Source organism: Synechococcus sp. CS-1332 (assembly GCF_025127995.1).
In the GTDB taxonomy this organism is placed as follows: Bacteria; Cyanobacteriota; Cyanobacteriia; order PCC-6307; family Cyanobiaceae; genus Cyanobium.
In genome coordinates this window covers 50,839-63,187 of the sequence record NZ_JAHLYP010000047.1, presented here as the reverse complement: position 1 = coordinate 63,187, position 12,349 = coordinate 50,839, and the positions used below count along the sequence as shown (strand labels likewise).

Sequence of the window (12,349 nt, the reverse complement as noted above, 5' to 3'; positions counted from 1 at the left end):
TCCGGACTAATCTGCATCTGTTCCCTGAGCTCCCGATGGGCGCGGCCAGCGATGCGCACCGTCAACGTTCATGAGGCCAAGACCCAGTTCTCCCGGCTGATCGACGCCGCCCATGCCGGCGAAACCATCCTGGTGGCCAAGGACGGCAAACCCTGGGCGCGGCTGGTGCCGCTGGACCCCGACCAGCCCCGCCGCCAGCCCGGGGTGCTTCGTGGGCGGCTGCAGCTTCCTGCCACTGACGTGCTCCTGGCTCCCCTGCCCCCCGAGGAGCTCGACGCCCTTGAGGCGGCGCTGCCCCGTTGATGGCCGCGTCCCTCCTGCTGGATACCCATGCCTTGCTCTGGTGGTTGGTGGAACCGGAGAAGCTCTCCGGGATCGCCCAGAAGGCCATTGGCGATCCGGCGGCCGCCATCTTCGTGAGCGCCGCCTCCGGCTGGGAGATCGCCACCAAGGCCAGGCTGGGCAAACTTCCCGGCGCTGAAGGACTGCTTCTGGATCTGCCTTCCCTCCTGCAGCAACAGGGGTTCCAGCCACTCGCCGTGCAGTTGCATCACGGCGTTCGCGCTGGTGCTTACCCCCAGCCCCATCGCGATCCGTTCGATCGGCTGCTGGCGGCCCAGGCGGAGCTGGAAGGCTTGCAACTGGTGAGCATCGACCCCGCCATGGCCACGTTCCCCTGCCGCTTGCTCTGGTGACGGGAGGATCAAACTGGCGGACACCTCAGGCTGCTGCCTGCGGCAGCTCCCCTTCGATCAGGAACAGCTCGCGGGGGAAGTGATGAACCGTTCCATCGTCATGGCTCAGGAAGGAGACGTGACCCGGCTTGATCTCGCAGGTGATGTCCACCTGATCGAAGGGCGTCGAGCCAAAAGCGGCAGGGGTCAGGACGCCCACCTGCACCAGGGGCTCGCTGGAGCGGGCGCTCTCGTACTCGAAGGCCTCGAGGCCCGCCTCCCGCATCCACTGACCCAGGCGCTGGGTGGGTGCGTAGTGGCGGGGGTCGCGCAGGGTGGACTGGGCGGCGGCGTTCGGGAGTGTCTGCAGCTTGAGTCCTCGGCTGGTGTGGATCACCACCGAGAACAGGGTCTGCCGGCGGCGAATCGCCGTGGGGGGCGCCTCCTGCATGCCGTCCCAGAACAGAAGGCTGTAATAGGCCCCCTCCAGCAACGATCCGCTGCGGCTGCGGGAGCCGTAGAAGATCCCCCTGCTCTGCCGCCCCCCGAAGCGGGAGCCATGCCGGAGTGGCGGGTAGCGAAACGGGGTGGCCAGCAACGGATGGCTTGGCGGCTCCAGCGTGGACGTTGGCGGTGGCGGCTTGCTGGCTTCGACCAGCCTCTCCAGGCGCGCCAGCTGCTCCAGGTCGTCCACCAGGGGTCCCAGGATGTCAAGGCCCTGCTGCTGCACCAGCCGCAGCACCGATCCCGTCAGCACCACCTCCTGGGCCGCCTTCGCCAGAGGGAGCAGGTCCATCGCGATCAGAGGCGGGCGCGCATGGCGTCGAGGTACTGCACGATCTCCACCAGCGCTTCGGCGCGCTGCACCTGCTCAGCAGGGACGCCCCCGGTGTGATGGTTGGTGGTGTGAAACCAGTGGCGCATCTGTGGGCCGTCGTTGCCCACCAGCCCCGCCAGGCTGCGGTAGAGCCGCACCACCAGCAGGGCCAGCTCCCCAGTCTTGCTGGCGGGGTCGATGCCCTTGCCTCGGCCAAAGAGGGAGCGGTCGCGACCCAGCACCCGCGCCAGGGCCGTGCGGCTCAGCTCCAGCTCGTCCGACGCCCGCAGCACCGCCCGCAGCAGCAACTGGGCATCCGTGAGCGGAGCCGCGGCGGTCTCCAGCGGAGGCGGGCGATCAACCAGTGGCATGCATCCGCTGCATCTGCATCAAAGTTAGCCCTTCTGATGCGAAATCAGCAGGTTGTCCTGGGCGGTCGCCGGCCCGACGCTCCGCTGTGGATCAGGCCATGGGCGCTGCAGCCTGCTGCTGGCGGCGCCATGGTGGTGCTACGTCACGTCTGCGGCCGGATCGATGCATCCCCCTTCTCCGGAGCAGGACCTGGTGCTCGCGGCCATCGAACGGTTCATGGCCGACCCCGATCTGGTGCTCGACGACCAGCCCAGCGACGGGGAAGCCGTTGACGTGCTCAGCGCCATCCTGCGGGCCCTGACGATGGTGCTGCCGCTCGGGGAGATCGAACTGGCGGTGACGGGCCTGCTCACGGTCCATTGCGCCCAGCTCGACGATGACACCCAGCTGGTGCTGGAGGCCCTGCTCACCGCCATCGAGCGGGACGACGACGAGATGGCCCTCGACACCCTGCTGGCCAGTGAGGCGAGCCTGCTGGAGGCCAACGCCCTCGACGGCAACTATCTGCTGGTGTGGGATCCGGCCGACGCGGCGCCGCTGCGGGAAATGGAGATCCTCGATGTGCTGGAGCGCTACCCCTGCCGCGGGGAGGGGGCCCGCTGGACCTGCGACGACTTCGTGGCCCTGCTGGAGGGAAAGATCCTGCAGTGGCGCAAGACGATGGTGGCCCTGGAGATCCTTCAGGAGCAGCCCGGCACCCGGCCGGCCGCCAGCACCATGGTGCTGCTGGTGCCGGTGGATCCCGACGCGCCGCTGGAGCAGCTGGAGGTGGGCGTCACCCTCAGTCCGCCGCCGCCGGAGTCCAGTGCAGCCGCATCGGCACGCAGCCTTCCAGACTGACCTTCACCGGGCAGCTCTCGCCGGCGCGGATCAGCAGCTCGCGCTGCTCGGCCCCGAGGCCGGCCGGCAGGTCGATCCAGGCCTCCAGCAGGGCGATGCGGCGCTCGCCGCTGCTGCTCATGCCCTTCTCCAGCCGCACCGAGGCCCCCTCCAGGGCAATGCCCTGGCGTTCGGCCACGATCCCCATCACCGTCAGCAGGCAGGTGGCCAGGGCCGTGCCCACCAGGTCGGTGGGGGAGAACGCCTCCCCCTTGCCCTGGTTGTCGACGGGGGCATCGGTGATCAGCTGCGAGCCGGAGGCGGCGTGCTCCGCCACGCAGCGCAGGGCTCCGTCGTAGCGGCAGACGATCGTGGTCATGGCGGGTGGGGGACTGGCGTTCGTTGCAGCAGGCTGGCAGGGGCCGTCGCCCTAGGTTGCTGGCCGCGCGCTGGGGCTCCGTGCCGTTGATCCTGCTGGTGGCCAACCCGAACTCCGTGGGGCTGGCCGAGACGATCCGGCTGGCGGTGACGCCGGTGTTCCTGCTGGCAGGCATCAGTGGCCTGCTGGGGGTGATCACCACCCGGCTGTCGCGCATCATCGACCGGGCCCGGGCGATCAAGGCCCTGGATCCGGCCACCAGCGTGGCCCGGTCGCGGGAGCTGCAGGGGGAACTGCAGCTGCACCGCCGCCGCATGACCCTGGCCTCGGCGGCCTTCGCTTCGGCCACCACCAGCTTCCTGTTGGTGGCGACGGTGGTGATGGTGCTGTTCCTGAGCACCGTGGCCACGATCGACCTGACCCCCCTGGTGGCCCTGCTGTTCGTGCTGGCGATGGGGTCGCTGATGACGGCGGTGCTGCTGCTGCTGCGTGAGGTGCAGCTGGGCAACCAGGCCCTGCGGCACTTCTGAGCGCTTCCGCCGGCGTTCCGCTGGCTCCGCCTCAGAGGTCCGTCAGGCCGATCTCCTCCAGCAGTTGCCGCTGCTGCCGGGCGCTGACGAAGCGGTGGGCGGCCATGGCCCCACTCACCGCCACCGGGGGCACGCCGATGCCCGGGAACACGCCGGCCCCGCAGAGCACCAGCCCCTCGACCGGGGTGGTGCCGCCGGGGAAGGGGCCGCCGCTGGCCGGCCAGGCCGGGCCATAGCTGCCCTGGTGCATCCGCAGGTAGCGGCGGTGGGTTAGGGGGGTGCCCTGCAGTTCGATCACGACCCGCTCCCGCCAGTCGGGCAGCACCTGGGAGAGCACGTCGCCGAAGACGGCGCAGCGTTCCTTTTTGAGGGCGTCGTAAGCGGCGCTGCCCCGCTCCAGCCCCTGCCACAGCTCCCAGGGCTCGTTGGCCGGCGTGTAGCCGTGCAACACCTGGTGGCCGGCTGGGGCGCAGGACGGGTCGAGCCGGGAGGGCATCGAGAGCACCACCATGTTGCGTTCGGCGCCGATGCCCCGTTGCCAGTCGCCCACCCAGACGTGGTGGACCGGCAGGTGATCGAGGTCGTCGCCGCGCAGGGCCAGGTGCCAGTGCAGGAAGCTGGCGCAGGCCGGCGTGGCCGCCTGGCGCCGCCGCCAGCGGGAGGGCACCGCGTCCTCCGGCAGCAGGGACAGCAGATCCCAGGGGCTGGTGTTGGCGATCACGCCCCGCTGGGCCTCGAGGCGCTCACCGTTCTCGAGCCGGACGCCGACGGCCCGCCCCCGTTCCACCAGGATCTCGGCCACCGGCGCTTCGGTGCGCAGCCGGCCGCCGTGGCGCTCCATCCCGCGCACCAGCGCCGCCGCCACCGCCCCACTGCCGCCGATGGGGTAGTCGAGGCAGGCGTCGGGCTCGAACCATTCGCCGAACAGGGTCGCCATGGCGGCGGCGCTGGTCTGGTCCATGGGCAGGCCCGAGATCAGGAAGCTGAGCAGCTCGACCCAATGGAGCAGGAAGGGATCGCTGAGGTGGCGGCGGGCGATCGGCCCGAAGGCTCCACCCAGGCTGGCCAGCCGCCCCGCCTGGCCGAGCAGGCGCAGGGCGTTGCCGCCGCCGAGGGTGGTGGCCAGCCCCGCCCCGGGCCGCAGGGCCAGCAGGGGCAGGGAGCGGGCCGCGTCGCAGCTGGGCTTGAGGGCCGTGAGGAAACGGTCCCATTCGGCGGCCACCGCCGGCCCGCGCAGCTCGCGCAGCAGGGCCAGGAAGGGACCCTGCCCCACCCCGACCCGCAGCGCCCCCTCGGGCAGCAGCAGGCCCCAGTCGCGGTAGGTAGCCACGGGCAGGGTTTCCCCCACCGCCCGCAGCACCTGGGCCAGGGGATTGGTGCTGGGCCAGCGGCCCAGGCCGCTCCAGAGCGACGGACCGGACTCGAAGTGAAAGGGGCCGCGGCGAAAGCCGTGGGCGGCGCCGCCCGAGGTGGTGTGGGCCTCGAGAACGAGCACCTCCAGCCCATGGCGGGCGGCGATGGCGCCGGCACACAGGCCGCCAAGGCCACCGCCCACGACGATCAGGTCGCTCACCTTGGGCGCAGCATGTCAGCTGCAGATGCTATTCAGATTCCCGTCGCCAGGACGGCTTTCGCCGCGCAGGATCCTTGCCTAGGATCGCGCGATATCTACAAAGGTTTGCATTGCAGCAGGGATATTCGCCAGCCACCCTGTCCGCTACCGCAGCGGTCCGCGAGCCCAAGCGCGGCGATTTCGAGCTGAAGTCCTTCATGGACAGCTCGAATCTGCGCGGCGGCTGGCAGATCGCCAACACCGTGATCCCCTACGCGGCCCTCTGGTGGGTCGCCGACTGGAGCCTCAAGCACGCTCCCCTGCTGCTGGTCCCCACGATGGTGGTGATGGTGCTGCTGCTGGCGCGCGTCTTTTCGCTGATGCATGACTGCGGCCACGACTCCCTGTTCCGCAGCCGGCGGGCCAACCAGGTGTTCGGCTTCCTGCTCGGGGTGATCAGCGCCATCCCCCAATACCCCTGGTCGCGCGGCCACGCCTACCACCACCGCCACAACGGCGACTGGGAGAAGTACCAGGGACCCTCGGCCCTGGTCACCACCAGCGCCTTTTCAGCCCTCAGCCCCGGCCAGCAGCGGTTTTATGGCGTGCTGCGCCACCCGGCGATGCTGTTCCCCGGGGGCTTCTTCTACCTGGTGATCAAGCCCCGGGTGGCCCTGCTGCTGGGGCTGGCGGGCTTCTTCCCCCATCTGATGGCCTGCCTGCGCAGCCCGGAGCCGATGGGCCTGGGCCAGATCCTGGCCAGCTATCGCTCCAAGCACTGGTACACCAACGAGGAATTCCGCCACCTGGTGGCCAACAACATCGCCGTGATCGGCTCCTGGTGGCTGATGGCCCACTGGCTGGGTGCCGGTGTGTTCTGGTCGCTCTATGCCCCGGTGATGGCCTGTGCGGCGGCGATCTTCATCTGCATCTTCTTCGTGCAGCACAACTTCCCCGGCTCCTACGCCCATGCCACCGCCGGCTGGAGCGAGATGACCGGGGTGCTGGAGGGCACCAGTGATCTGGAACTCCCGCCGATCTTCAACTGGTTCTCGGCCGACATCGGCTGCCACGCCATCCACCACCTCTCCTCGAAGATCCCCAACTACCGGCTGCGGGCCTGCCACGCGCGCAACGCCCACCTGCTCACGGGGGTGCGGCGGCTGTCGCTGGCCGACATCCCGGGCTGCTTCAACTACATCCTCTGGGATCCCCAGGCCTGCCGCCTGACCACGATCGACGACCAGCGATCGGCCCTCCAGGTGGCCGCCGCCGGCTGAAAGGAGCCAGGAGGCCCTGATGCTGCGCCAGAGCCTGAGCACGCTGGAGATCAGCACCAAAGGCGAGGGCTTCGATGACATCACCGGGGCCATCAACGGCCTGATCGCCGCCAGCGGGCTGCAACTGGGCAGCGCCACCATCGCCAGCCAGCACACGTCGTGTTCGCTGACGATCAACGAGAACGCCGACCCCAGGGTGCTGGTGGATCTGGCCGCCTTTCTGCGGGCCCTGGTGCCCCCCGAGGGGGTGCGGCCGATCAGCGGCCAGGGCGAGCGGCGCGCCTGGGTGCATGACGATGAAGGCCCCGACGACATGCCCGCCCACATCCGCACCGCGCTCACCTGTACCAGCCTGGTGCTGCCGTTCCAATCGGGCCGGCTGCTGCTGGGAATGTGGCAGGCGGTGTATCTGTGGGAGCACCGGGCCCGCCCGCACCGGCGCCGCCTCAGCCTGCATCTGCTCGGCGAATAACCCTGACCCCCTCCCCCTCCCTGCCATGGCTGCCAAGCCCCTGACCCCGGCCCAGATCGCTTCCATGCCCACGGACCTGCCGCAGTGGAGCGTGCGGGAAGGCAAGCTGCACCGCGAACTACGCTTCACCGATTTTTCGGCCGCCTTCGGCTTCATGACCCGGGTGGCTCTGGCGGCGGAGACGCTGGGTCACCACCCGGAATGGTGCAACGTCTGGAACCGGGTGACGATCAACCTCACCACCCACGACACCGGCGGCCTTTCCAACCTGGATGTGGAACTGGCCCAGCGGATCGATGGCTTAGTGGGCTGAGGCAGTCCCTGCCCACTAACTTCTTTAGGTGCTTCCCCGTCTCGCACCGCCACCATGGGTTTCCGCTACCTCGATCGGATCGCCACCGAGGAGAACATCCACGCGTTCCTCGAGCTCGCCGATCTGGCCGCCGGAGCCGGCGCTTCGGCGAACAACGTTTTCCTGCTTTCCCATCGGCTGCGCCAGTCCCGGCCGATGCAGGTCTGCCGGGCGCTGCTGCAGCGCGACCCGGCCGCGGTGGCCCTGATCGAGCAGCGGCGGCTGAGCGGCCCCTACGACGCGGCCGCCCTCAAGGCCCTGCCGAAGGGGACCCTGGGCCACACCTACGCCACGGTGCTGGAGACGATGGGGTACGACATCAATTTCTTCCCCAAGCCCGACTTCTACGCCAACCTCGAAACCGACGCCGATTACATCAACTACCGCGTCTATGCCACCCACGACATCCACCACATCGTCAGCGGTTTCAGTCTCGACAATTTCGGTGAACTGGGTGTCATCAGCCTGAGCGTGGCCCAGTTCGCCCATCCAGGCCTGGCCTTCACCGATCTGATGGCGCTGCTGCTCAACTGGTTCCGCAACGACAAGCCGCTCGATGAGCATGAAACCCCGGCGGAGCAGGCCCGGACCGCCGGTTACGCCTTCGGCATGATCAGCAAGGGTCTGCACATCGGTGCCGATGCCAAGCCGCTGTTCCCGGTGATCTGGGAGGAGCGGATGGAGCAGAACCTGGAGGAGCTGCGGGCCGAGCTGGGCATCGAGGCCGTGCGGGAGGGGACCTACAGCTGGTACTCCAATCCAACCCTCGTGGCGGCCCTGGCCGCCTGATTTCTCCGACGATGGCCGGACAGAAGAGGATCCGCACGCTGGTCGCCCTCCTCGGACTCGCACATGTGTAGAGGGGTTTACCACTTATTCCAAATCCGCCATGTGTTCCAATAGCATGCATAGACGATTTCCGAATGGCGCTTCTCTACGCCAAAGAATCTAGCGATATGTGTTAGCAGGCGCAGCCCTCGTCGTGAAGCTGAGCTTGAGCCATCTTCAGGATTCCTCCGCGCCTCAAGAGAGTCAACATTGGGTGTTGTCAGAAGGATTTAACCAGTTGGTGCCAACAACCGCAAAACTTCTTGGGGGATCCCCGACGTTTTCGATGTGCTGAAATTGCTCGATAGCAACGGCAAGGTCAATTGAGCCGGCATAGAGGAGAGTCTTGCAGTTGTCTAGAGCGGACTGAAGGAACCCGATTCCGGGTAGAGTTGTAGGAGGGGCGAGTTCGATTCCGAAGAGGTGCTGGAATCCAAGCCCGCGGAGTCGGACCAGAAGCACATCAGTTTCGCGGCCGACCCAGCATCTCTGTTGGTTATCAGCTTCGTCAACCAGATTGCCACGAAAATCATGCGGCCCGCCAGTTGGTCGTTTAGCGAGTTCCACTGAGCTCCTCCTGTTTGTAACTTGATGGGATCCTTATTTGAGATTGTGTTATCACTAGCATTGCGTCTTGTACAGCCTAACGACCAATCTCAGCCACCGCCGGAAGCCAAAGTGAAGGGAGGAACGACCAAACCGCAGGTTGCTGACCGCAGCACTGTGTTGGTCCAACGTAGATGTCCAATAAATTGCTTCGACATGTGGATTGCCACGATTTTCCATTCAGTACAAAGAGGTTCGGCGACAGAATCTTCGCGACCGCAGAATCAATGCAAGGCGCTTCATTCCGCGTAGAGTAAACAATTGCCATCGCTAGTACATGGAAATGACCTTCTAAGGACTACAAATCGCTCTTTTCTGAAATCAGTTATCGTTGCTACTAAGGAAATGCGTTTTGGCAAAGAAGTCCCTATTGCGATTATTCGCTCGCATGCCTGAACATCTTGAATAATACATTCTTACTGCCCGATTAGCGTTGTATGGCTGGCATCCTCGTGATTGAGACTGCTCAGTGAGCCACACCATTGCGGTGTAATCGTTAACAACGATAGTAGCTTTGTCCGTTGCCCTATTCAAAACACATAGTGGAAAGCCATCGCTAAACCAGCACGTCCATTATCTGAGTAGCCGACAGAACGTGCCGTATCTGCATTTACCATGAACCTATGATTAAGGAGCCTGCTGACCGCTCTAGTAGTATATCCGCCCACTACTTCATCATGCTTAGGAGTGCGAATAGTGCTTCATTAACTGCCTGTAGTTGGATGCAAGCCTGTCATCCTCGTGAAAAACTCTCTGTAAGCCAAAGCTCGCACTCACTTCTTCATACTCTTCTCTCGGCACTATCGTTAATACGATATAAACAGGCAGACAAGGTCTAAGTCATGCAGATAGAGTGTGCAATTGCCAATTGTCTGAAAATATAAATAATCCACGCTTCGCAGTTCTTCCAGTGAAGGCTGAGTAACTTGGGGTGTTCAGTTCCTTCTCCAGACCCGGTGTCAGCCCGACTACACCTACCTGGAGTCTCGATTCCGGTCGGTCAAGTGCCGGCCGGACTACCCAAGACGTGCATTCCGCAGTCAGGGGAAAACCTGCTCCTAGGCGTATGCATTGGCGAATTGGTACAACCTTCAGCATAGTTAATGCAGCATCAGGTTCTTGACCCCCGTTCAGCGCCACAGCATATGCGCAGCGGAGAAGACTCGCTGGCGGGCCCACGTCTATAAACTGTCCCTCCTGCAACATCCACGCCGATGGACACGGAACACCTGCTGCTGGCGTCAGCCAGAGGTGATCGGGATCAATCCTCCGCCTCAAGAAAGCCCCACTCATTCCGCTGCGCTGGTGCTGGACGCCTGACCGAGGGTAGTAGCGTCAGCTTTTCTGAAGTCTCCTCTCGGCAATGATAAGTCAGTGAGTCAGCGATACCTATTGTGACTTACTGGCTGCCATTGAGCGCTTAGATGTATCCGAACGCACACTTCATTGTCCATGTCGACATGGCCTGCATACATTAAACTCCTTTATGCATCCTGAGTTTAGTCCAAAGACAAGATAAGATATGTCATCTCTTTTGCTTAATCAGCGTTTTCGTATGTTAGCACAGAGGAGGTTAGATGCATAAGCAAAACCTATGGAGTACTCAAGCTGCGAGGTTTGCCAGAGAAAACTTTGTTTATGAGCTAGAGACAAGAGGATATTCGTTCATTCATAATTCAATATCAGATGACTTGGCGGACCAAATCCTGGGAGAGCTAGACATGGCTTCGATCGCTATAAACTCCAGCACACTACACCCTGTTAAACAAGGTAGTTTTAGTTTTTTCCCAAATGCGATTGCAAAGTCAAGATCTGCATGCAGACTAGCGCTGTCTGAACTAATTCTTTCTATTTGCAGAGACTATCTCAAGCAGGATTTTAGTTTGGTCAATAATCGCCTTGTAAGGGCATGTGGATCAATGTATATGCCATGGCATACAGATAATAATGTTATGAGTGGCCAGCGATTTCGTGGGAAGCATAATCTGCCTGGAGTGCAGTTTGTCTTGTATCTGAGTGACTCCCATCTTGCACCATTTCAGCTCATTCAGAATTCAGAGAAATGGTCACTTGGTTGGCCGCATCGATATCTTGATAATGCTACAGCGGAAAAGGACTTTAACGAATATATAGTAGAAATCTCCCCGTCAAAAGGGACTTTGCTGGCTCTCAACACGCATCTATTCCATCGAGGCGTAGGATTTAAGAAAAAAGATTTTATTAGAAGTCTTTTGTTATTCCAATTTGATGTCATCTCTGATGACTTGAAAGATCATGGTGAGCAACTGTTGTTGAATCCCTCATTCATAGAAGATTTTGATCTATCTCTTGTCAAGATTCTTGGTCTAGGAAAGCCCCGTGCTTATTCAGCATTTCCGGAAACGTCACTTGAGGATATACCGCCATTGGAGAGCATCTCTATTCAGGTAAAGCTCTTATCTTCATTATTTTCTAATATATTAGGATCTGTAACGAAGACATTCTTTTCTGATCGCTTACGGGTTTTTATTAAAAATAAGCGCTCACAGCGTCTAAAAATATAGTGGATCTAACTTGCATCTCCTGCTGCGATGGTATTTTGGATCTTCCAGGCCGTACCTGTGTGATGCATCTTAATTTCTTATGTTGGTAAAGTTGGCAACATTGTTTTTCATCATAACACGCTTTGTACTTAAAGAGTCAGAGTTGGGATTCTCCTGGTTATGATGACAAGTCGGTAAGGGTTTCACCATGACCACCAGACTGCCCATCGATGTCCAATCCCACCAAGACTAGGCGTCGGTTTACGCTGCATCAGCACAAGCTATTGACCTCTGCCTGCAGGAGGTCCTTTCCTGCAAGACCGTGGCTCAGCGGTTGTACATTCTCTCCAAGAGCCTGGCTCGCTGGGTTCGTCAGGCGCGTGTCGATTCCGGTCAGGCTTGACTCATGGCCTAGGCCCTCCTCACCAATAATGAATTCGCTGAGTTGAACCGGCGACTGAAGGAGATCATGGAGCTCAGGAGAGAGAAGAATTTATTTTGGCTAGCTGATGCGCACTTTGCTCGTGAGCAGCTGCCGCCTCAAGGTTTCGCCTGGTCGATGCGCTCACAGGTCATCATTCTGTCTCCTGGCTGTGCAGGCAGCTGAGGTTGCCCGAAGCGGTTTCCACGCCTGGCTGCAGCGGAAGTAGGCGCCCGGGAAGGCGCGCAGCCGAGAACGCCCTGATCACCGTTGAGATCCAGGAGGTGTTCCTTAAGCACTGGGCTTCTACGGCTCCCCAATCGTTCACCAGGAGCTGCTCGCAGTCGGCCGGCAGGTCGGCCGTCACTGCGTTGCTCGGCGTATGAAACAGGCTAATTTGAGGACCACCACCCACAAGCCCTTCCGGCCTTGCCACAAAGGCAGCAGCGGTGCCTATGGCGTTGCGGAATACCTGCTTGTGCAGGACTTTCAGCCTCCGAGCCGAACCGCTGATGGGCGGGTGGTAGAATCCATATTCTTAGCATCGAACACTGGCGGTACTTGTTGATGTCGATCGATCTGATCAGCCGGCGTGTCTTCGCCTGGAAGCTGGGGTGGTCTATGGGCGCCTCCTTGGTGATCGAGGCTTTCAACCTGGCCCTCGGCCATCGCCGACTCGAGCGCGAGTAGCTGCTGATCCACACTGATCGGGGAACCAATTCCCG

At 62.3% G+C, this 12,349-nt stretch carries 14 protein-coding genes; 10 read left to right on the top strand and 4 right to left on the bottom strand.

Features of this window, described 5'->3' with window-relative positions; genetic code table 11:
* The first annotated feature begins 51 nt into the window (after positions 1–51).
* Together KQ305_RS11495 and KQ305_RS11490 are read left to right on the top strand one after the other, a co-directional pair.
* Positions 52–303 (top strand): type II toxin-antitoxin system Phd/YefM family antitoxin, encoded by a 252-nt coding sequence (locus KQ305_RS11495; protein WP_216909599.1) that lies wholly within the window; start codon positions 52–54, stop codon positions 301–303.
* Positions 303–695, top strand: coding sequence for a type II toxin-antitoxin system VapC family toxin (locus KQ305_RS11490; RefSeq protein WP_259725544.1), 393 nt, complete (start codon positions 303–305; stop codon positions 693–695). The genes KQ305_RS11495 and KQ305_RS11490 overlap by 1 nt, the downstream gene beginning before the upstream one ends.
* 25 nt (positions 696–720) lie before the next feature.
* Here the strand turns inward: KQ305_RS11490 and KQ305_RS11485 are convergent, their stop codons facing one another.
* Together KQ305_RS11485 and KQ305_RS11480 are read right to left on the bottom strand one after the other, a co-directional pair.
* Positions 721–1,470, bottom strand: coding sequence for an RES family NAD+ phosphorylase (locus KQ305_RS11485; protein ID WP_259725543.1), 750 nt, complete (start codon positions 1,468–1,470; stop codon positions 721–723).
* A gap of 5 nt (positions 1,471–1,475) precedes the next feature.
* The gene (locus KQ305_RS11480) at positions 1,476–1,862 is read right to left on the bottom strand and encodes an MbcA/ParS/Xre antitoxin family protein (protein ID WP_259725542.1); all 387 of its coding nucleotides are present in this window, start codon (positions 1,860–1,862) and stop codon (positions 1,476–1,478) included.
* Between the two features lie 163 nt (positions 1,863–2,025).
* Between KQ305_RS11480 and KQ305_RS11475 the strand changes: the two genes are divergently transcribed.
* Positions 2,026–2,703: a hypothetical protein gene (locus tag KQ305_RS11475; protein ID WP_259725541.1), complete on the top strand. Its 678-nt coding sequence runs from the start codon at positions 2,026–2,028 to the stop codon at positions 2,701–2,703.
* On the opposite strand, the gene KQ305_RS11470 is transcribed toward KQ305_RS11475, so the two are convergent.
* On the bottom strand, positions 2,645–3,061 hold the full coding sequence (locus KQ305_RS11470) for an OsmC family protein (protein ID WP_259725540.1): 417 nt from the start codon (positions 3,059–3,061) through the stop codon (positions 2,645–2,647). The two genes, KQ305_RS11475 and KQ305_RS11470, sit on opposite strands and share 59 nt — an antisense overlap.
* 80 nt (positions 3,062–3,141) lie before the next feature.
* Here KQ305_RS11470 and KQ305_RS11465 point away from each other — a divergent pair, with 80 nt between their 5' ends.
* Entirely contained in the window at positions 3,142–3,591 is a 450-nt protein-coding gene (locus KQ305_RS11465) for a DUF2721 domain-containing protein (protein WP_259725539.1), read from the top strand.
* Between the two features lie 31 nt (positions 3,592–3,622).
* Here KQ305_RS11465 and KQ305_RS11460 read toward each other — a convergent pair whose 3' ends face one another.
* Entirely contained in the window at positions 3,623–5,164 is a 1,542-nt protein-coding gene (locus KQ305_RS11460; RefSeq protein ID WP_259725538.1) for an NAD(P)/FAD-dependent oxidoreductase, read from the bottom strand.
* A 197-nt stretch (positions 5,165–5,361) separates the two neighbouring features.
* Between KQ305_RS11460 and KQ305_RS11455 the strand changes: the two genes are divergently transcribed.
* From KQ305_RS11455 to KQ305_RS11430, 6 genes are all read left to right on the top strand, one after another.
* Positions 5,362–6,423, top strand: coding sequence for a fatty acid desaturase (locus tag KQ305_RS11455; protein ID WP_259725537.1), 1,062 nt, complete (start codon positions 5,362–5,364; stop codon positions 6,421–6,423).
* 19 nt (positions 6,424–6,442) lie between these two features.
* Positions 6,443–6,895, top strand: a complete 453-nt coding sequence (locus tag KQ305_RS11450) for a secondary thiamine-phosphate synthase enzyme YjbQ (protein WP_259725536.1) — start codon at positions 6,443–6,445, stop codon at positions 6,893–6,895.
* Between the two features lie 25 nt (positions 6,896–6,920).
* A complete protein-coding gene (locus KQ305_RS11445) occupies positions 6,921–7,208 on the top strand; it encodes a 4a-hydroxytetrahydrobiopterin dehydratase (RefSeq protein ID WP_259725535.1) in 288 nt (95 codons plus the stop codon).
* Between the two features lie 54 nt (positions 7,209–7,262).
* Positions 7,263–8,036 carry a Coq4 family protein gene (locus KQ305_RS11440; RefSeq protein WP_259725534.1) on the top strand — a complete coding sequence of 258 codons (774 nt, stop codon included), beginning with the start codon at positions 7,263–7,265 and terminating at the stop codon, positions 8,034–8,036.
* A gap of 2,336 nt (positions 8,037–10,372) precedes the next feature.
* On the top strand, positions 10,373–11,224 hold the full coding sequence (locus KQ305_RS11435) for a hypothetical protein (RefSeq protein WP_259725533.1): 852 nt from the start codon (positions 10,373–10,375) through the stop codon (positions 11,222–11,224).
* A 967-nt stretch (positions 11,225–12,191) separates the two neighbouring features.
* Entirely contained in the window at positions 12,192–12,314 is a 123-nt protein-coding gene (locus tag KQ305_RS11430) for a hypothetical protein (protein ID WP_259725532.1), read from the top strand.
* Positions 12,315–12,349 lie beyond the last annotated feature (35 nt).